Source organism: Edwardsiella sp. EA181011, from assembly GCF_000800725.1.
In the GTDB taxonomy this organism is placed as follows: domain Bacteria; phylum Pseudomonadota; class Gammaproteobacteria; order Enterobacterales; family Enterobacteriaceae; genus Edwardsiella; species Edwardsiella anguillarum.
This window is the reverse complement of record NZ_CP011364.1, coordinates 2,894,847-2,914,339: the sequence shown is the minus strand read 5'-3', so window position 1 is coordinate 2,914,339 and position 19,493 is coordinate 2,894,847. Positions and strand designations below refer to the sequence as shown.

At 62.6% G+C, this 19,493-nt stretch carries 19 protein-coding genes and 1 pseudogene; 12 read left to right on the top strand and 8 right to left on the bottom strand.

Translation table 11 applies throughout. The features are described from left to right. Positions 1-35: 35 nt before the first annotated feature. The gene (locus QY76_RS12785; protein WP_045427033.1) at positions 36-683 is read left to right on the top strand and encodes a DUF480 domain-containing protein; all 648 of its coding nucleotides are present in this window, start codon (positions 36-38) and stop codon (positions 681-683) included. Positions 684-840: 157 nt separating this feature from the next. After that, positions 841-2,379 carry a murein biosynthesis integral membrane protein MurJ gene (murJ, locus tag QY76_RS12780; RefSeq protein WP_045426924.1) on the top strand — a complete coding sequence of 513 codons (1,539 nt, stop codon included), beginning with the start codon at positions 841-843 and terminating at the stop codon, positions 2,377-2,379. Positions 2,380-2,506: 127 nt separating this feature from the next. Here murJ and argS read toward each other — a convergent pair whose 3' ends face one another. After that, positions 2,507-4,240: an arginine--tRNA ligase gene (gene argS, locus QY76_RS12775; RefSeq protein ID WP_034165175.1), complete on the bottom strand. Its 1,734-nt coding sequence runs from the start codon at positions 4,238-4,240 to the stop codon at positions 2,507-2,509. A gap of 278 nt (positions 4,241-4,518) precedes the next feature. Between argS and QY76_RS12770 the strand changes: the two genes are divergently transcribed. Then, on the top strand, positions 4,519-5,082 hold the full coding sequence (locus tag QY76_RS12770) for a VOC family protein (RefSeq protein ID WP_034165176.1): 564 nt from the start codon (positions 4,519-4,521) through the stop codon (positions 5,080-5,082). Positions 5,083-5,090: 8 nt separating this feature from the next. Here the strand turns inward: QY76_RS12770 and QY76_RS12765 are convergent, their stop codons facing one another. Beyond that, complete coding sequence (locus QY76_RS12765; RefSeq protein WP_034165177.1) at positions 5,091-6,233, bottom strand: MalY/PatB family protein; 1,143 nt, start codon at positions 6,231-6,233, stop codon at positions 5,091-5,093. 214 nt (positions 6,234-6,447) lie between these two features. Between QY76_RS12765 and cutC the strand changes: the two genes are divergently transcribed. Continuing rightward, positions 6,448-7,203, top strand: a complete 756-nt coding sequence (cutC, locus tag QY76_RS12760) for a copper homeostasis protein CutC (protein ID WP_045426926.1) — start codon at positions 6,448-6,450, stop codon at positions 7,201-7,203. 106 nt (positions 7,204-7,309) lie between these two features. Here cutC and cmoB read toward each other — a convergent pair whose 3' ends face one another. Both cmoB and cmoA read right to left on the bottom strand, forming a co-directional pair. Further along, positions 7,310-8,281: a tRNA 5-methoxyuridine(34)/uridine 5-oxyacetic acid(34) synthase CmoB gene (gene cmoB, locus QY76_RS12755; RefSeq protein WP_034165179.1), complete on the bottom strand. Its 972-nt coding sequence runs from the start codon at positions 8,279-8,281 to the stop codon at positions 7,310-7,312. Next, a complete protein-coding gene (gene cmoA, locus QY76_RS12750; protein WP_034165180.1) occupies positions 8,278-9,048 on the bottom strand; it encodes a carboxy-S-adenosyl-L-methionine synthase CmoA in 771 nt (256 codons plus the stop codon). Before cmoA ends, cmoB begins: the two co-directional genes overlap by 4 nt. Before the next feature lie 271 nt (positions 9,049-9,319). On the opposite strand from cmoA, the gene QY76_RS12745 reads away from it, so the two are divergent. Next, positions 9,320-10,687, top strand: a complete 1,368-nt coding sequence (locus QY76_RS12745) for an amino acid permease (RefSeq protein WP_034165181.1) — start codon at positions 9,320-9,322, stop codon at positions 10,685-10,687. Positions 10,688-10,728: 41 nt separating this feature from the next. On the opposite strand, the gene QY76_RS12740 is transcribed toward QY76_RS12745, so the two are convergent. Together QY76_RS12740 and QY76_RS12735 are read right to left on the bottom strand one after the other, a co-directional pair. Further along, positions 10,729-11,127, bottom strand: coding sequence for an MAPEG family protein (locus QY76_RS12740; protein WP_012848286.1), 399 nt, complete (start codon positions 11,125-11,127; stop codon positions 10,729-10,731). A 131-nt stretch (positions 11,128-11,258) separates the two neighbouring features. Continuing rightward, positions 11,259-12,080: a DUF72 domain-containing protein gene (locus QY76_RS12735; RefSeq protein WP_034165182.1), complete on the bottom strand. Its 822-nt coding sequence runs from the start codon at positions 12,078-12,080 to the stop codon at positions 11,259-11,261. A gap of 170 nt (positions 12,081-12,250) precedes the next feature. Here QY76_RS12735 and QY76_RS18085 point away from each other — a divergent pair, with 170 nt between their 5' ends. From QY76_RS18085 to ruvB, 7 genes and pseudogenes are all read left to right on the top strand, one after another. Beyond that, complete coding sequence (locus QY76_RS18085; RefSeq protein WP_015461350.1) at positions 12,251-12,517, top strand: FmdB family zinc ribbon protein; 267 nt, start codon at positions 12,251-12,253, stop codon at positions 12,515-12,517. Positions 12,518-12,542: 25 nt separating this feature from the next. Further along, the gene (gene aspS, locus QY76_RS12730; protein WP_045426930.1) at positions 12,543-14,318 is read left to right on the top strand and encodes an aspartate--tRNA ligase; all 1,776 of its coding nucleotides are present in this window, start codon (positions 12,543-12,545) and stop codon (positions 14,316-14,318) included. After that, positions 14,318-14,751, top strand: a pseudogene (gene nudB, locus QY76_RS12725) (dihydroneopterin triphosphate diphosphatase). The gene aspS and the pseudogene nudB overlap by 1 nt, the downstream one beginning before the upstream one ends. Before the next feature lie 99 nt (positions 14,752-14,850). After that, entirely contained in the window at positions 14,851-15,597 is a 747-nt protein-coding gene (locus QY76_RS12720; protein WP_015461351.1) for a YebC/PmpR family DNA-binding transcriptional regulator, read from the top strand. Beyond that, entirely contained in the window at positions 15,594-16,115 is a 522-nt protein-coding gene (gene ruvC, locus QY76_RS12715) for a crossover junction endodeoxyribonuclease RuvC (protein ID WP_034165185.1), read from the top strand. Before QY76_RS12720 ends, ruvC begins: the two co-directional genes overlap by 4 nt. 119 nt (positions 16,116-16,234) lie before the next feature. Next, positions 16,235-16,843: a Holliday junction branch migration protein RuvA gene (gene ruvA, locus QY76_RS12710; protein ID WP_045427037.1), complete on the top strand. Its 609-nt coding sequence runs from the start codon at positions 16,235-16,237 to the stop codon at positions 16,841-16,843. 19 nt (positions 16,844-16,862) lie between these two features. Continuing rightward, a complete protein-coding gene (gene ruvB, locus QY76_RS12705; RefSeq protein WP_034165186.1) occupies positions 16,863-17,867 on the top strand; it encodes a Holliday junction branch migration DNA helicase RuvB in 1,005 nt (334 codons plus the stop codon). Positions 17,868-17,933: 66 nt separating this feature from the next. Here ruvB and znuB read toward each other — a convergent pair whose 3' ends face one another. After that, positions 17,934-18,719 carry a zinc ABC transporter permease subunit ZnuB gene (znuB, locus tag QY76_RS12700; protein ID WP_045426936.1) on the bottom strand — a complete coding sequence of 262 codons (786 nt, stop codon included), beginning with the start codon at positions 18,717-18,719 and terminating at the stop codon, positions 17,934-17,936. Beyond that, on the bottom strand, positions 18,712-19,488 hold the full coding sequence (znuC, locus tag QY76_RS12695) for a zinc ABC transporter ATP-binding protein ZnuC (RefSeq protein ID WP_034165188.1): 777 nt from the start codon (positions 19,486-19,488) through the stop codon (positions 18,712-18,714). The genes znuB and znuC overlap by 8 nt, the downstream gene beginning before the upstream one ends. Between the last annotated feature and the right edge of the window lie 5 nt (positions 19,489-19,493).

Sequence of the window (19,493 nt, the reverse complement as noted above, 5' to 3'; positions counted from 1 at the left end):
AGAATGGATGAACGACCTGGAGATAGTCTCGCATGATTAAACATATTCTTTCCCCGCTAGAGGCGCGCGTCATCGGCTGCTTTTTGGAAAAGCAGATCACGACGCCGGAGCAGTATCCGCTGTCGCTCAACGCGCTGACGACCGCCTGTAACCAGAAAACCAATCGCGAGCCGGTGCTGGAGCTGGGCGAGAGCGAGGTGCAAAACGCGCTGGATCTGCTGATCCGTAGGCACCGGATCCGCAGCGTGAATGCGCCGGGCAGCCGGGTGGTGAAGTACGAGCACCGCTTCTGCAACTCTGAATTTGGCGATCTGCGCTTTAGCGCGGCAGAGGTCGCGCTGATTTGCTGCCTGCTGTTGCGTGGCCCGCAGACGCCGGGTGAGCTGCGTACCCGCTGTAACCGCCTGTATGCTTTTGCCGATGTGACCGAGGCGGAGCAGGCGCTCAATCGCCTGGCGGAGCGTGAGGATGGGCCGTTTGTGCAGCGCCTGGCGCGTGAGCCGGGACGGCGGGAGAGCCGCTATGCCCACCTGTTCTGCGGCGAGGTGGCGGCGGAGATGCTGCCGTCGGCGCCGCCCGCCGCGCCGGAGGCGCTCGGTGAGAGGGTGGCCGCGCTGGAGGCCGAGGTCGCCGCGCTGAAGCAGCAGTTGGCCCGCCTGCTGGGCGATGATCAGGCGTCGTAGCCACGCTTTCGGCCGCGCAGCGCTGGATTAATCGTCGGGTGGTCGGGGAACTCGCCTTTTGTTACATCCTGCGCTGGCTATTCATCATGGGATAAGTAGACTAGTTGGCCTGTTTTCCCCGCCGCCGCGGCGGGGCCGCAACCCTGACGATGAACCGATGAATCTACTTAAATCACTGGCTGCGGTCAGCTCAATGACCCTCTTTTCGCGCGTGCTGGGGTTTGCCCGTGACGCGCTGGTCGCCAGGATCTTTGGCGCCGGGATGGCGACCGATGCCTTTTTTGTGGCCTTTAAGCTGCCCAACCTGCTACGGCGGATTTTTGCCGAGGGCGCCTTTTCCCAGGCCTTTGTGCCGATCCTTGCGGAGTATAAAAACCAGCAGGGCGAGCAGGCGACGCAGACCTTTATCGCCTACGTCAGCGGTCTACTGACCCTGATCCTGGCGCTGGTGACGCTGCTCGGCATGCTGGCGGCCCCCTGGGTTATCTATGCTACCGCGCCCGGCTTCGCTGATACGCCGGACAAGTTTGCGCTGACCAGCGCGCTGCTGCGCATTACCTTCCCCTATATCTTGCTCATCTCCTTGGCCTCGATGGCCGGCGCTGTGCTGAATACCTGGAACCGTTTTTCGGTACCGGCCTTTGCGCCGACGCTGCTGAACGTCAGCATGATCGGCTTTGCGCTGTTTGTGGCGCCGTACTGCCATCCGCCGATCCTGGCACTGGCCTGGGCCGTGCTGGTGGGCGGCGTGCTGCAGCTGGGTTACCAGCTGCCGCACCTGAAGAAGATAGGCATGCTGGTGCTGCCGCGCCTCAACCTGCACGATCGCGGAGTATGGCGGGTGCTCAAGCTGATGGGGCCGGCGATCGTCGGGGTTTCCGTCAGCCAAATCTCGCTGATCATCAATACGATTTTCGCCTCTTTCCTGGTCTCCGGCTCCGTATCCTGGATGTACTATGCCGACCGCCTGATGGAGCTGCCGTCGGGGGTGCTGGGGGTCGCGCTGGGGACTATCCTGCTGCCGTCGCTGGCCAAAAGCTTCTCCTCTGGCCGTTTGGACGACTATAACCGTCTGCTGGACTGGGGACTGCGCCTCTGCTTTCTGCTGGTGCTGCCCTGCGCCGTGGCGCTGGGGGTGATCGCGAAGCCGCTGACGGTGGCGCTGTTCCAGTATGGTAAATTCAGCGCCTTTGATGCGGCGATGACCCAGCGGGCGCTGGTGGCCTACTCCATCGGTCTGCTCGGGATTATCATGGTGAAGATTCTGGCGCCGGGCTTTTACTCCCGCCAGGATATCAAGACGCCGGTGAAGATCGCCATCGTCACGCTGATCCTGACCCAGGTGATGAACCTGATCTTTATCGGTCCCCTAAAGCATGCCGGGCTGTCGCTCTCCATCGGCCTGGCCGCCTGCCTGAATGCCGGCCTGCTGTACTGGCAGCTACGGCGTCAGCGCCTGTTCACGCCGCAAAAGGGGTGGCTGGGATTCCTGAGTAAGCTGGTGCTGGCGGTGCTGGTGATGACGGCGGTGCTCATAGGCATGATGTGGCTGATGCCGGCGTGGGATATCGGAAATATGCCTTATCGGCTGCTGCGTCTGGTGGGGCTGGTGGTGGCCGGCGCGGTCAGCTACTTTGCAGTGCTGGCCCTGCTGGGATTCCGCCTGCGCGACTTTACCCGCAGCGCGGTGCTGTAAACGTCGGGGCAGCCACAGCCCCGCGATCGCGGTCATCAAAAAGCCACCTGCGGGGCAGGTGGCTTTTTACTATCGATCGTCAGCCACCGCCGACGGCGGTGGCGAGCGTTGCGGTTCGGCGGCAGCGTTACATGCGCTCGACCGTCTTGATCCCCAGGGTATCCAGACCGGTTTTCAGCGTACGGGCCGTCAGGGCAGCCAGTTTCAGACGGCTGGCGCGCACGCTCTCCTCCTCGGCGTTGAGGATCGGACAGGCCTCATAGAAGCTGGAGAACAGGCCAGCAACTTCGTACAGGTAGGCGCACATGACGTGCGGAGTCCCCTCGCGCGCGACGCTCAGGATGGTCTCCTCAAATTGCATCAGACGGGTGGCCAGCGCCTTTTCACGATCGTCCGTCAGCATAATGGCACCCTGCAGGGCATTTTCATCGATGCCGGCGCGCTTGAAGATGGAGGCGACGCGGGTATAGGCATACTGCATGTAGGGGGCGGTGTTGCCCTCAAAGGCCAGCATGTTGTCCCAGTCGAAGATATAGTCGGTAGTGCGGTTTTTGGAGAGATCCGCATACTTGACCGCGCCGATACCGACCACTTCCACCAGCGCCTTCAGCTCGTCGCCGCTCAGCTCCGGGTTCTTGGCGGCGATCAGCTTGGCGGCGCGTTCGATGGCCTCATCCAGCAGATCGGCCAGCTTGATAGTGCCACCGGCGCGGGTTTTGAACGGCTTGCCGTCTTTACCCAGCATCATGCCGAACATGTGGTGCTCTAGGCTGACGGAGTCCGGTACATAGCCGGCCTTGCGCACGATGGTCCAGGCCTGCATCAGGTGCTGATGCTGGCGGGAGTCGATGTAGTACAGGATACGGTTGGCGCCGAGGGTCTCATAACGGTACTTGGCGCAGGCGATATCGGTGGTGGTATACAGGTAGCCGCCGTCCTTCTTCTGGACGATCACCCCCATCGGCTCGCCCTCTTTGTTCTTGAACTCGTCCAGGAAGACGACGGTGGCGCCTTCGCTTTCGGTGGCCAGCCCTTTGGCCTTCAGATCGGCGACGATCCCCGGCAGCATCGGGTTGTACAGGCTCTCGCCCATGACGTCATCGTCGGTCAGCGTCACGTTGAGACGGTCATAGTTACGCTGGTTCTGACGCATGGTGATGTCCACCAGCTTGCGCCACATTTCGCGGCAGTATTCATCGCCGCCCTGCAGTTTCACCACATAGCCGCGCGCGCGCTCGGCAAAGGCCGCGTCTTCATCGTAGTGCTTTTTGGCTTCGCGGTAGAAGGCTTCCAGATCGGCCAGCGCCATGTCGCCGGTTTCGCTGCTGGCCTGCACCTTTTCCAGGTAGGCGATCAACATACCGAACTGGGTGCCCCAGTCGCCGACGTGGTTGGCGCGGATAACGTTGTGGCCGAGGAATTCCAGGGTGCGTACGGCGGCGTCGCCGATGATGGTGGAGCGCAGATGACCGACGTGCATCTCTTTGGCGACGTTCGGCGCGGAGTAGTCAACGACGATGGTCTGCGGCTCGACGCGAGCCACGCCCAGGCGCGGATCGGCCAGCGCGGCGTCGGCCTGCGCGGCCAGCCAGGCGGCATCAAGGAAAATATTGATGAAGCCTGGGCCGGCAATCTCTATCTTGCTGGCGATCCCATCCAGTGCCAGATTGGCCACTACCTGCTCGGCGAGCTGTCGCGGAGGCAGGCCCATTTTTTTCGCCGCGGCCATAATGCCATTGGCCTGATAGTCGCCAAACTGGACTTTCGCGGAGGGACGGACCAGGGCCTCGCTGCCGGCCGGCGCACCGGCAGAAACCAGTGCCTGAGTGACTTTATCTGAAATAATTGCCTGAATATTCACGGGATTACCTTAAGCTATTCGCACCGGCCGCGCGCGGCGCCGGCGTCGTGAATGTGAAAACCGAATCATGGTCGCCGGGGCATCTCACCCGGCGGAAAACAGCCGGTCATTATAGGGGAAATCGGCTCCGCCGTCAGCACCCGCCGCACCGCCCCCCTCGATGCGCCTGCGGTGGGATGGATGTTACGCGCCAGGCAGGGTAGAGTACCCGCCGCGAAGGGGCTCCGCTGGCCGTGCGCGGCGGCGGAGCGCCCCACTGGGGATGAGAGGAGAAAGGCATGAACGGTTTGGCCGATATTGATGAGCTGCGTGAGCTGGCTGCGGATCTGGTGCGCTTTGAGCAGGCGCTGACGCAGCTGGCATCGGCGCTGTCGCTGGATTTAGCGCACTTTACGGCGGATCACATTTCGCTGCGCTGCCACCAGACGGAGACCGCCGACCGCTGGCGGCGAGGCTTTTTGCGCCTTGGGACGCTGCTGGCGGAGAATATCATCAACGGGCGCCCGATCTGCCTGTTTGATCTGGCGCAGCCGCTGCGGGTAGGCCCCTGGCTTATCGACTGCGTAGAGCTCCCTTATCCCGGGGAAAAACGCTACCCGCACCAGGGATGGCAGCACGTTGAGCTGGTGCTGGCGGGGCCGCCGGACACGCTGCACCGTCGGGCGCTGGCGCTATTGCCGGATGAGGCCCTGCTGGCGCCGGGGATCCGCCTGACCTTCAGCCATCCTCGCGGCGAGGGAGAGCGGCTGCCGAATCCGACGCTGGCGGTCGGCGATCGGCTTACCACCCTAAAATTCCACCCCTATTCCCTGCGTGAGATCGTCGCCAGCGAGCGGCGCTGACGAGGCCTCTACAGCCGGGCGACGGCGTCCGCCATGCGGTCCAGCGCGCGATCCAGTAGCGCCCTGCGGCAGGCGAAGTTAAGGCGGATAAAGCGTGGCGCGCCGAAGTCGGCGCCGTCGGAGAGGCCCACGCCGGCGCGTTCGAAAAATGCCTGTGGGTTGTCGACGGGCAGCGCGCTGGCATCGATCCAGGCCAGATAGGTGCCCGCGGCGCTGACGGTGTGCAGCCCCGGTATCGCGTTGATCCGCGTTGTGACGCGATCCCGGTTGGCGCGCAGGTAGTCCAGCTGTGCATCCAGCCACGGCTGGCCGTGGCGATAGGCGGCCTCGGCGGCGGCAAAGGCCAAAATATCCACCTGTGGCACGATGCCGACGCGGGCGTCGATAAAGCGGCGGCGCAGTTCGGCGTTGGGAATGATGGCGATCGAGGCGCCGAGCCCGGCGATATTGAACGTCTTTGATGGCGCCATCAGAGTCACGCTGCGCTGGGCGGCGTCGTCGCTCAGGGTGGCGATCGGCGTGTGCCGCACGCTGGGATCCAGCAGCAGATCGCAATGGATCTCATCGGAGCAGATCAGCAGATCGTGGCGCTGGGCAAAGGCCAGCTGGGCCTCCAGCTCCTCGCGGCGGTATACCGTGCCGCCCGGATTCTGCGGATTACACAGCATGAGCAGGCGCTCCTCGCCGCTGAGGGCCGCCTCGGCCTCGTCCAGCGATATGACCCAGCGGCCATGGCGCAGCGTCACCGGCATCGGGGTCTGGGCGCGCCCGGCCTGGCGGGCGGACTTCATAAAGGGGGGATAGATCGGATGGGGGGCCAGGGTGCCCTGCGCCGGCGTCGTCAGGGCGCGCACCGTCAGGTTGAGGCCGCAGACTAGCCCGGGCAAAAAGACCAGCCAGTCGGGCTGTATCGCCCAGCGATAGCGCTGCGCCATGCGGGCGACGAACAGCTCGCTCAGTGCCTGGGGCGCCATGCCATAGCCAAAGACGCCGTGGGCGATCCGGGCCTGCAGCGCGTCGATCACCGACGGAGGAGAGCGAAAGTCGCTGTCGGCCACCCAGAGCGGAATTGTGTCCTGCTCCGCATATTTACCCCATTTCTCGCTGTCACTGTGACGGCGGTCGATCACTTCATCGAAATTGAATGTCATCGCGATTATCCTTTAGTAGGCTAACTACGTCCCTGAGGCTGAAACCGGTTACTGCCGGAGCGCAGCGCTCTGTCAGCTAGCGCTCCCCGCGGCGCATATCGCGCCCGCGTCGCCTACAGAGTAGGCGAGGTGCGGGGATATTCTCAATATTTGGGTTGTGGATATGAGTATTTTTCACATCCGCACCGTTTTGGCTGTTGATTCGGAGGTTTGAATGCTGACGTTAGAGGTATGCTGCTACTCCTTGGCCTGCGCCGAGATAGCGCAGGCGGCGGGAGCAGACCGCATTGAGCTGTGCGCTAGCCAGCAGGATGGCGGGATCACCCCCAGCTATGGCACGCTGGTGGGGGGCCGGGAGCGGGTGACCGTGCCCGTGCACCCGATTATCCGGCCGCGCAGCGGCGATTTCTGCTACAGCGACAGCGAGTTTGCGCTGATGAAATGCGATCTGGCGCTGGTGCGCGATCTGGGGTTTCCCGGCGCGGTGATCGGCCTGCTGGATGAAGAGGGGCACATTGATCTGCGTCGCATGCGTGAGCTGATGGCGCAGGCCGGCCCGATGGCGGTGACCTTCCACCGCGCCTTCGATATGTGCGCCAACCCGCTGCTGGCGCTTTCCCAGTTGACCGATCTCGGTATTGCGCGCATTCTGACCTCCGGGCAGCAGCAGACGGCGGAGGCCGGGCTGCCGCTGCTGCGTCAGCTGCAGCAGGCCAGCCGCGGGCCACTGATCATGGCCGGCGCCGGGGTGCGCCTCTCCAACCTGCATAAATTCAGCGAGATAGGTCTGCAGGAGGTGCATACCTCCGCCGGTCACAGCGTGCCGTCCACGATGCGCTACCGCAAGGCGGGGGTCAGCATGAGCCATGCGGAGAACGACGAGTTTAGCCACTACTGTGTGGACGGCGGTATGGTTGAGGCGATGAAGTCTGCGCTGCAGATGATGGAAAACGTCGGCTGCAGCGCCTGAAGAACGGGTCTCCAGTAGAAGTAAGTACGACCTTGTAGCGGAGGGTTCGCTAAAAAGTACGGCCCCACACCTCGCTGGTTGGGGCCCTTTTTTATGGCGCGGGTGCTTAGGGCTTGCGGGCGATGAAGGCCGCGCGCAGCGGCGCCGGATAGCCTTCGATGGTTTTCTGCGCATCCGCTGGATCCAGGAAGTCGGCCAGGGACTCGCTGGTCATCCAGTCGGTACGCCGCTGCTCCTCTACGCCGGTGGGGCACTGATCCACCAGACGGACGTCGCAGAAGCCGCATTTCTCCAGCCAGCGGATCAGCATGGCGGCAGAGGGAATAAAGTAGACGTTGCGCATCTGCGCGTAGCGCTCGCCGGGGATCAGCGCCTGCTGTTCGTCGCCCTCGATAACCAAGGTCTCCAGCAGCAGTTCTCCCCCGCTGACCAGCTGGTTTTTCAACTGGTACAGATGATCCAGCGGTGAGCGGCGGTGATAGAGGACGCCCATAGAGAACACCGTATCAAAGGCTGCCAGCGTCGGTAGCTGCTCGATCCCCAGCGGCAGCAGGTGAGCGCGGCTATCGCCGCCGAGCAGCTTACGCACCGCCTCGAACTGGCATAGAAAAAGCTGCATCGGATCGATGCCGACCGCCAGGTGCGCGCCGGCGCCAACCATACGCCACAGGTGGTAGCCGCTGCCGCAACCGACGTCGAGAATGGTGCGCCCGGCCAGCGGCGACAAGTGCGGCAGAATGCGCTGCCATTTCCAGTCTGAACGCCATTCGGTATCGATGTGAATGCCATACAGATCGAAGGGGCCCTTACGCCAGGGCATCAGGGCGCGCAGCATTTTTTCCATGCCGATGCGCTGTCCCTCGCTCAGCGGGGTCTCCGCCTCGGCGCAGACCCCGTGCAGCAGATCCAGACGGTGCGGCGTCAGGGCCGGCAGCCGTTCGACCGCGTTGTTCCAGTCGCGAAAGTAGCCGTGCAGGGCGTCGCGCTGCCAGGCCGCCAGCTGTGCCGGCAGCACCTCTAGCCATTTGCTCAGCGGGCCGTGGGCTATTTGGGCATAGAAATTACCAAAGTCGATCATGGCTGGGCCTCCTTGATGGCCAGCAGCGAGCCGAAGTTAAAGCACTGAAACCAGGTTTCGGCGTGGTGGAATCCGGCCTGGCGTAGGCGCTGCTTATGGGTTTCTACGCTGTCTGTCAGCATGACGTTTTCCAGCATGCTGCGCTTCTGGCTGATCTCCAGCTCGCTGTAGCCGTTGGCGCGCTTGAAGTCGTGATGCATATCGAACAACAGCTCGCCGACGGTGGCGTCGGCGAAGTTGAATTTTTCTGACAGGACGAGCGCGCCGCCGGGCAGCAGGCCGCGGTAGATGCGATCCAGCAGGGTTTGGCGATCGTCCGGGGCCAGAAACTGCAGCGTGAAGTTGAGCACCACCAGTGAGGCGTTGCTGATCTCGACCTCGCGGATGTCGGCCTCAAGCACCTGCACCGGAGTCGGGCTGCGGAAGGCGTCGATATGACGGCGGCAGCGGCTGACCATCGCCGGGGAGTTGTCGATGGCGATGATTTCGCACTCTGCGGCCTGGATGTTACGGCGCATGGAGAGCGTCGCCGCGCCCAGGGAGCAGCCCAGATCGTATACCCGGGTTCCCGGCTGCACGAAGCGCTGCGCCAGCATGCCAATCATGGCGATGATGTTGGAGTAGCCGGGGACCGAGCGCTGGATCATGTCGGGAAACACTTCGGCCACGCGCTCATCGAAGGTCCAGTCGCCCAGCTTGGCGATCGGGGCGGAAAACAGCATATCGCGCCCGGCGCCCAGCGCGGGATTTTTATCGCAGTCAGACATAGCGGATGTAGGGAGTTTCAATAAGGGGCGCATATTCTAGCAGAGAATGCCTTACGGCGGCTATGCGCCATTTCGTCCGGCGCGCACTCTGTCGGCGCCGCGCCGGGCGCTGTATACTCTGCGCGCAGTCGCGTCAGCTAGCATGGAATTTGCCTTGATTGCAATAGTGTCGAGTGATACAAAGCTCGACGCGTTGTAAACAAAATAATACGATGCGCCACGGAGACCGCAGTTAATTCAGTTGCCATGACGCTATCGCACAGAGGAAAAAATGGGCGATTCGCAGCACACCAGTACGACTCTTGAGAGAGGATTAAAAAACCGGCATATCCAACTGATCGCCCTGGGCGGCGCGGTGGGCACCGGTCTGTTTCTGGGGATCGGCCCGGCCATTCAGCTGGCCGGCCCGGCGGTTTTACTGGGCTATGCCATCGGCGGCGTAATCGCGTTTCTGATCATGCGCCAGCTGGGGGAGATGGTGGTGCAGGAGCCGGTTGCCGGTTCGTTTGCCCACTTTGCCCATAAATATTGGGGACCGTTTGCCGGTTTTGTCTCCGGCTGGAACTATTGGGTCATGTTCGTGCTGGTCGGCATGGCCGAGCTGACCGCGGCCGGTATCTATATGCAGTACTGGTGGCCGGATGTGCCGACCTGGATATGGGCCAGCCTGTTCTTTGTCCTGATCAACGCGCTGAATATGGTGAACGTGCGTCTGTACGGTGAAACCGAGTTCTGGTTCGCCCTGATCAAGGTGGCGGCGATCCTCGGGATGATCGCGTTCGGCAGCTGGCTGCTGCTGTCCGGCGACGCCGGGCCCCAGGCCGGGGTCGCGAATCTGTGGGCGCACGGCGGCTTTTTACCGCACGGCTGGGGAGGGCTGATCATGGCGATGGCGGTGATCATGTTCTCCTTCGGCGGCCTTGAGCTGATCGGGATCACCGCCGCGGAGGCCAGCGAGCCGGAAAAGAGCATTCCCAAGGCAACCAATCAGGTGGTCTATCGTATCCTGATCTTTTATATCGGCTCTCTGCTGGTGCTGCTGGCCCTGTACCCCTGGTCGCAGATCGGCGCCAGCAGCAGTCCGTTTGTGATGATCTTCCATCACCTGAACAGCAACACGGTAGCGGCGGTATTGAACGTGGTGATCCTGACTGCCGCGCTGTCGGTATATAACAGCTGTGTCTACTCCAATAGCCGTATGCTATATGGGCTGTCGCAGCAGGGCAATGCGCCGCGTCGCCTGACCCGGGTCAATCGCCGCGGGATCCCGGTGTGGTCAATCGGTCTTTCGGGGCTGACGACCTCGCTGGTGATCCTGATTAACTATTTGATGCCGGGCAAGGCGTTCGAGCTACTGATGGCGCTGGTGGTCTCTACGCTGGTGATCAACTGGGTGATGATCTGCATGGCGCACCTGAAGTTCAAGGCGGCGCAGAATCGCCTGGGCGTGACGACGCGGTTCCGCGCGCTGTGGTATCCCTATGGTAACTACCTGTGTCTGGCGTTTCTTGGCCTGATCCTGGTGATTATGGTGCTGACGCCGGGGATCCGGGTATCGGTGCTGTTGCTGCCGCTGTGGCTGGGCGTGCTGTGGGGCGGGTTCTGCCTGGCGCGGATGCGCCGCGGCAAATCGGCGTAGGGTCACGCAAGGCGGCCCGCACGCGGCGGGGGCCTTGCGGTTTAATCACCGGTCTGCAGCAGCTGTCCCCAGGGCAGATAGTAGAGATTGGCCACCACCATCAGCAGCAGCGACAGGTAGGTGGCGCTCATGCCGGAGCGGCGCCACTGCATTTCATGCTGACGCAGGCCCCAGGCGTGCATCAGACGCCCGAGGATCAGCAGTACGCCGCACAGGTGGACCATCCACACCCGAGCGCCGTTCATCTCCATCATCACCAGCAGTATGGCTGCGATGGGGATATACTCCACGGCGTTGCCGTGAATCCGGATGGCGGTCTGCAGCTCATAAAAGCCACCGTCGCCATAGCTGACGCGGTAAAGCATGCGCAGCCGAACCACCTGCCAGGAAAACGTCACTAACAACAGTGCGCCGAGCACGACATAGAGCGCGCTTACCATTCTTTTTAGCTCCATTGCCTGAATCATATTGGCCTGTAAATGATAGCCGCAGGTCGGCGGAATGTCCTGTGTAATCTGTTGAGTATTGTCATTTTTTCAGACGATTGTCCCAACGCCCGCGCGATGTGGGATCAAAACAGGGCCGACTGCAGCGGCCAATCCGGGCGCGGCGGCAGCCCGTCGATGGCGGCCTGGGACAGGGCATTCCACAGAAACTGCGCCTGCTGTGGCGCATCGCGACAGTCCGGCGTATGGATAAACAGGTAGGGAGTGGCATCCCGGCTCCAGGCCTGCAGGCGCGGCAGCCATGGCTGCAGCCAGCGCAGATTAGCGTCGGGGCAGTCTCCGCCGATAAACCGTACCATCGGCGCGTCGGCGGTTATCAGCGCGTGCGCCGGCAGACACGGCTTTTTACGCTGGGCCTCGCGTACGGCGTGGCTGTGGGGTTGGGCGTGGTGCACCGGCCGACTGTCGAGGAGCACGCGGTTGACCGCGCGCTGCCGCAGGCCGCGGTTAAGCGCGCGCTCGGCGTCGCCCTTGGCGAAAAAGGCCGGGTGGCGCACCTCGACGCCGTAGCGATAGCCGCGCGGTAGCGCGTCGAGAAATGACCATAGGCGCGGTAGATGCTCGGGGCCACAGGCGGCCGGTAGCTGTAGCCAAAGTTGCCCCAGACGCCGATCCAGTGGTTGCAGAGCGCGGTAAAAAGCGCCAATCTGTTGATCGCAGTGCAGGAGCGCCGCCTGATGGCTGATGGCGGACGGAAACTTAAAGCAGAATCGGAACCCGTCGTGAGTCATATCGCGCCAACGGTGTACCAGCGCCGGCGTAGGCAGGGCGTAAAACGTGGTGTTGCCTTCAACGCAGTTAAAGTGGCGGCTATAGTCGGCTAGGTCATGCAGGCCTATCTTTGTCCACGCCGCGTGTTGCCACTGCGGCAGCCCCAGGTAGAACATGGCGTACTCCGTGGTGATGGTCGGTAAAATATAACATAAACATAACAACTTAGGCAGAGGGTGTCAGATGGCGAGAAACAGTGCAAAGTGCGCGCGCGCTCTTATCGCAGCGGGGAATTTCCAGTATAATAGCCCCCTTTTTTCACCAAGCATGTAAATCCGCCCGAGCTATGCCGATCTACGAATACGTTTGTAGCGACTGCAATCATCATCTAGAGAAATTGCAAAAAATGTCCGATGCACCGCTGGTTGATTGCCCGGCGTGCGGTCATCCTGCCCTGAAAAAACAGATTTCAGCCGCTGGTTTCCAGCTAAAGGGGACCGGCTGGTACGCGACCGACTTTAAGCCACGTACCGACAAAACACCGTCTTCAACAGAGCGCTGCGCAGGCAGCTCGTGTCCGGCCGGTTGTCCGGGCGCGGCGTCGGCAAAATAAATTAAGAAAGCCAAAGGATATCGTTATGCGTACTAATTATTGCGGGCAGTTGAATCTGTCCCATGTGGGCCAGGAAGTGACCCTGTGTGGTTGGGTACACCGCCGCCGTGATTTGGGCGGTCTGATCTTTATCGATCTGCGCGACCGCGAAGGGGTGGTTCAGGTGTTCTTCGATCCGGATCATCAGGATGCCTTCCGTCAGGCCTCTGAGCTGCGTAACGAGTTTTGCGTGCAGGTAACCGGCACCGTGCGCGCGCGCCCGGAGAGCCAGCGTAACCGGGATATGTCCACTGGGGATATCGAGGTCTTCGGTAACGGCCTGAACATCATCAACCGTGCGGAGCCGCTGCCGCTGGACTTTAACCAGACCAACAGCGAGGAGAACCGCCTCAAGTATCGCTATCTGGATCTGCGTCGCCCGGAGATGGCCGAGCGCCTGAAGACCCGCGCCAAAATTACCGCCTTCGTGCGCCGTTTTATGGATGGACATGGCTTTCTGGACATCGAAACGCCGATGCTGACCAAGGCGACGCCGGAAGGCGCCCGCGATTACCTGGTACCGAGCCGGGTGCATAAAGGCAAGTTTTATGCGTTGCCGCAGTCGCCTCAGCTGTTTAAACAGCTGCTGATGATGTCCGGCTTTGACCGCTACTATCAGATAGTGAAGTGCTTCCGCGACGAAGATCTGCGCGCAGACCGTCAGCCGGAGTTCACCCAGATCGATGTGGAGACCTCTTTCATGAGCGCCGAGCAGGTGCGTGAGATCATGGAAGCGCTGGCCCGCGCGCTGTGGATGGAGATCAAAGGGGTGGATCTGGGCGACTTTCCGGTGATGACCTTTGCAGAGGCGATGCGCCGTTTCGGCTCGGATAAGCCGGATCTGCGTAACCCGCTGGAGCTGGTCGATGTGGCCGATTTGGTTAAGAACGTCGACTTTAAGGTCTTCTCCGGTCCGGCCAACGATGCCAGAGGGCGGGTGATCGCGCTGCGCGTGCCGGACGGTGCGACCCTGACCCGTAAGAATATCGATGAGTACGGTCAGTTTGTCGGCATCTATGGCGCCAAAGGGCTCGCCTGGATGAAGGTCAACGATCGCGACGCCGGGATGGATGGCGTGCAGAGCCCGATCGCTAAGTTCCTCAACGCCGAGGTGCTGGAAGGCATTCTGGCGCGTAGCGGCGCGCAGAGCGGCGACATCATCTTCTTCGGCGCCGACAGCGCCAAGGTGGCCACCGATGCCATGGGTGCGCTGCGCCTGAAGGTCGGGCGCGATCTGCAGCTGACCGACGAGTCGCGCTGGGCGCCGCTGTGGGTGGTTGATTTCCCGATGTTCGAAGAGGACGGCGAAGGCGGCCTGGCCGCGATGCACCACCCGTTCACCTCGCCGCGCGATATCAGCCCGGAGGCGCTGAAGGCCAATCCGGTCGGCGCCATCGCCAACGCCTACGATATGGTGATGAATGGCTATGAGGTGGGCGGCGGCTCCGTCCGTATTCACAGCGGCGCCATGCAGTCTGCGGTCTTCGATATCCTAGGGATCAGCGAGCAGGAGCAGCGCGAGAAGTTCGGCTTCCTGCTGGATGCGCTGAAGTTCGGCACCCCGCCGCACGCCGGTCTGGCGTTTGGCCTGGATCGCCTGGTGATGCTGCTGACCGGTACGGAGAATATCCGCGACGTGATCGCATTCCCGAAAACCACGGCGGCGGCCTGTCCGCTGACCGACGCCCCGAGCCGCGCCAACCCGGCGGCGCTGCAGGAGCTGTCCATCGCCGTCTGTGCCAAACAGGGCAGCGACGAGTAATGGCCTATAAGCGTCCGGAATCCATCCTGGTGGTGATCTATGCCCGCCAGGGGGACGGGTGCTGATGTTGCAGCGGCGCGACGATCCCGATTTCTGGCAGTCGGTAACCGGCAGCCTGGAAGCGGGAGAGTCGCCGTCGCAGGCCGCGCAGCGTGAAGTAAAGGAAGAAGTGGGTATCGACATCGTCAAGGAGCATTTGACGCTGACGGACTGCCAGCGCTGCGTGGAGTTTGAACTGTTTGCGCACCTGCGCCACCGCTATGCGCCCGGCGTGACGCGTAACCTAGAGCATTGGTTCTGTCTGGCCATTCCCGTGGAGCGGGCGATCCCGCTCAGCGAACATCTGGCCTACCGTTGGCTGGATGCCGCAGGGGCGGCCGGACTGACCAAGTCCTGGAGTAACCGACAGGCGATCGAACAGTTCGTCCCTTGATTACGTGCCTGTACGGGCGGTCATGCTGGCCGTTCGCATTGATTTACAGGCGTGCATATTGACTATTTTAGGGCCTTTGCGCCTTTAGCGGAGATTTATATGGCAGGTCATAGTAAGTGGGCCAACACCAAACATCGTAAGGCTGCGCAGGATGCCAAGCGCGGTAAAATCTTTACCAAGATCATTCGCGAGCTGGTGACCGCCGCCAAGCTGGGCGGCGGCGATCCGGACGCAAACCCGCGTCTGCGCGCGGCCGTTGATAAGGCGCTGTCCAACAACATGACCCGCGACACCCTGAACCGCGCCATCGCGCGCGGCGTGGGCGGCGATGACGACGGCAACATGGAAACCATCATTTATGAAGGCTACGGCCCGGGCGGTACCGCCGTGATGGTGGAGTGTCTGAGCGACAACCGCAACCGTACGGTGTCTGAAGTGCGTCACGCCTTTACCAAGTGCGGCGGCAACCTGGGTACCGATGGCTCCGTGGCCTATCTGTTCACCAAGAAAGGGGTGATCTCCTATGCGCCGGGTCTGGATGAAGATGCGGTGATGGATGCGGCGCTGGAGGCCGGCGCCGATGACGTGGTGACCTATGACGACGGCGCCATTGATGTATACACCCCGTGGGAAACCTTCGGCCAGGTGAAGGATGCGCTGGATGCCGCCGGTTTGGTCGCCGAGTCGGCCGAGGTTTCCATGATCCCGTCGACCCAGGCCGACATGGATGCGGATACCGCGCCGAAGCTGCTGCGCCTAATCGATATGCTGGAAGACTGCGATGACGTGCAGGAAGTGTATCACAACGGTGAAATCTCCGATGAGGTTGCGGCTACTCTGGAATGAGTATCATCCTCGGGATTGACCCCGGCTCGCGGATCACCGGCTACGGCGTGATCCGCCAGCAGGGGAGGCAGCTCGAGTATATCGGCAGCGGCTGCATCCGCACCGGCGTCGACGATCTGCCTACCCGTCTTAAGCTGGTGTACGCCGGCGTCAGTGAAATCATCACCCAGTTTAATCCCGACTGCTTCGCCATCGAACAGGTTTTTATGGCCAAGAACGCCGATTCGGCGCTGAAGCTGGGACAGGCGCGCGGCGCCGCCATCGTGGCGGCGGTGAACCGTGATCTACCGGTGTTTGAATACGCGGCGCGGCAGATCAAGCAGACGGTGGTGGGCAACGGCGGGGCGGAAAAGGCCCAGGTGCAGCATATGGTGCGCTCGCTGCTGAAGCTGCCGGCGAATCCACAGGCGGACGCCGCCGATGCGCTGGCCGTGGCGATCACCCACTGCCACGTCAGCCAGAATGCGCTGCGCGTCAGCAGCGGCAGGCTGAATCTGGCGCGGGGACGCTTGCGCTGACCGCGCCGCGCGGAGAGGGCGGGAGATGCCCGACGCTTTATTACAGGCTGGATATTCATCCAGCCTTTTTTATGGTATAAGCGGAGGGATTATTTGACTGAGACAGAGAGGGTGTGCGCGTGATTGGTCGCCTCAGAGGAACTATTCTGGAAAAGCAGCCGCCGCAGGTGGTGCTGGAAACCCACGGCGTCGGCTATGAGGTGCAGATGCCGATGACCTGCTTTTATGAGCTGCCGCAGGTCGGCAGCGAAGCGGTGATCTTTACCCACTTTGTGGTGCGCGAAGACGCCCAGCTGCTGTACGGGTTCAACAATAAGCAGGAGCGTGCGCTGTTCCGTGAACTGATCAAGGTCAACGGCGTCGGGCCCAAGCTGGCGCTGGCGATCCTGTCCGGGATGTCGGCGCAGCAGTTTGTTGCGGCGGTTGAGCGTGAAGAGGTCGCGGCGCTGGTCAAGCTGCCGGGCGTGGGTAAGAAAACCGCCGAGCGGCTGGTGGTCGAGATGAAGGACCGCTTCAAGGGGCTGAGCGGCGATCTGTTTACCCCGGCGGATGACCTGCCGCCGAGCGCCCAGCCGCAGGCCCAGGCGGATGCCGAAGGCGAGGCGGTTGCCGCGCTGATCGCGCTGGGCTACAAGCCACAGGAGGCCAGCCGTCTGGTGAACCGGGTGGCGGTGGTCGGCGCTGACAGTGAAACCCTGATCCGCGACGCGCTGCGCGCGGCGCTGTAATAACCCTGGAGAGCACGGGATGATAGAAGCCGATCGTCTGATTGCCGCCGGCGCCCAGAGCGAAGAGGAGTTCCTCGATCGCGCCATTCGGCCGAAGAGCCTGGCCGACTATGTCGGTCAGCCGCAGGTGCGCGGGCAGATGGAGATTTTCATCAAGGCGGCCAAGCTGCGCGGCGATGCGCTGGATCACCTGCTGATCTTCGGGCCGCCGGGGCTGGGGAAAACCACGCTGGCGAACATCGTCGCCAATGAGATGGGCGTCAATCTGCGCACCACCTCGGGGCCGGTGCTGGAGAAAGCGGGCGATCTGGCGGCCATGCTGACCAACCTGGAGCCGCACGATGTGCTGTTCATCGATGAGATCCACCGCCTGTCGCCGGTGGTGGAAGAGGTGCTTTATCCGGCAATGGAAGACTACCAGCTGGATATTATGATCGGCGAAGGGCCGGCGGCGCGCTCGATCAAGATCGACCTGCCGCCCTTTACGCTGGTCGGCGCCACCACTCGCGCCGGATCGCTCACCTCGCCGCTGCGCGACCGCTTTGGCATCGTGCAGCGCCTGGAGTTCTATCAGGTGGCCGATTTGCAGCATATCGTCGGGCGCAGCGCGCAGTGCCTGGGGCTGACGCTGACGGATGAGGGGGCGCTGGAGGTGGCGCGCCGCTCGCGCGGTACGCCGCGTATCGCCAACCGCCTACTGCGTCGGGTGCGCGACTTTGCCGAGGTGTGCGCCGATGGACATATTGACGGTAAGGTCGCGGCGCAGGCGCTGAATATGCTGGATGTGGATGCGGCGGGCTTTGACTATATGGATCGTAAGCTGCTGCTGGCGGTGATCGACAAGTTTATGGGCGGGCCGGTCGGGCTGGATAACCTGGCGGCGGCGATCGGCGAGGAGCGTGAGACCATCGAGGATGTGCTGGAGCCGTATCTGATCCAGCAGGGGTTCATACAGCGCACCCCGCGCGGGCGCATCGCGACCGCCCATGCCTACCAGCACTTCGGCATCGATCGCGCGGAGTAAGCTCGGCTATAAAAAATCCCGTTACCGCGGCGCGAGTAACGGGATTTTTTTGCGCGGTGCTCAGGTTTAGGCGCTCTGGCGACGGCCCAGGCTGAGGATAAACAGCAGGGCGGCGCACAACACCACCGACGGCCCCGCCGGGGTATCATACCAGGCGGAGAACGCCAGACCGCCGCTGATGGCCAACAGGCCGGCCAGCACGGCGCCGGCCGCCATTTGCTCCGGGGTGCGGGCAAAGCGGCGGGCGGTGGCCGCCGGAATGATCAGCAGCGAGGTGATGATCAGCGCGCCGACAAACTTCATCGCCAGGCCGATGGTCAGGGCGGTGGTCAGCATCAGCAGCAGCTTTACCCGCCCCAGGGCGATGCCGTCAACGTGGGCGAGCTCCGGGCTGATGGTCATCGACAGCAGGGCGCGCCACTGCCACAGCAGCAGCGCCAGCACCAGCGCGACGCCAACGGCGATGATCGCGACATCCCGATAGGTCACCGCCAGCAGATCGCCGAACAGGTAGGCCATCAGATCGACGCGAACGTTGGACATCAGCGCCACCACGACCAGCCCCAGCGAAAGTGCGCTGTGCGCCATGATGCCCAGCAGGGTATCGATGCCCAGCTGGGGACGGCGCTCCAGCCAGACCAGCATACAGGCCAGCAGCAGCGTGACGGCGATCACCGCATAGAACGGGTTTACCTCCAGCAATAGGCCGAAAGCGACGCCGAGCAGCGAGGCATGGGCGAGGGTATCGCCAAAGTAGGACATGCGCCGCCATACCACGAACGATCCCAAGGGGCCCGCCGCCAGCGCCAGCAGCGCGCCGGCCAGCCAGCCGGGCAGCAACAGTTCAATCATCGGCCTCTCCGCTGCGTGTCTTGAGAATAATTTTACCGCACAGATCGTGGCGGTGGTTGTGGTGGTGGCGATAGACCGCCAGCTGCTGGGCGCCGTGAGCGCCGAACATGGCGATAAACTGCGGATGGCTGGCGACCGCCTCAGGGGTGCCGGAGCAGCAGATATGCTGGTTCAGGCACAGGACGTCATCGGTTTTCGCCATCACCAGGTGCAGGTCGTGCGACACGATCAGCACCGCGCAGTTAAGCTCGTGGCGCAGGCGGTCGATCAGATCATACAGCGCCAGCTGGCCGTTGACGTCAACTCCGGCGGTCGGCTCATCCAGCACCAGCAGATCCGGGGTGTTGAGCAGGGCGCGAGCCAGCAGTACACGCTGGTTTTCGCCGCCGGAGAGCTTCTGCATCGGCTGCTTGAGCAGGTGCCCGGCCTGAACCCGCTGCAGCGCCGGCAGTACGTCCTGGCGTTTTACGCCGGGGCGCAGACGCATGAAGCGCTCGACCGTCAGCGGCAGGGTGGCGTCCAAATGCAGTTTCTGGGGAACATAGCCAATCGTCAGCCCTGGGCGGGTGGTGCGTTCGCCGCGCGTGGGGGTGATCAGCCCTAGCACGACGCGTACCAGGGTGGATTTACCGGCGCCGTTAGGGCCCAGTAGGGTCAGGATACGCCCGCGCCGCAGCGTGAGGGAGACGTTATCCAGTACATCGCGGCTCCCGAAGCGCACGGCGACGTGCTGCAGGGTGACCAGCGGTAGATTATCTTGCTGTGACATGGTTA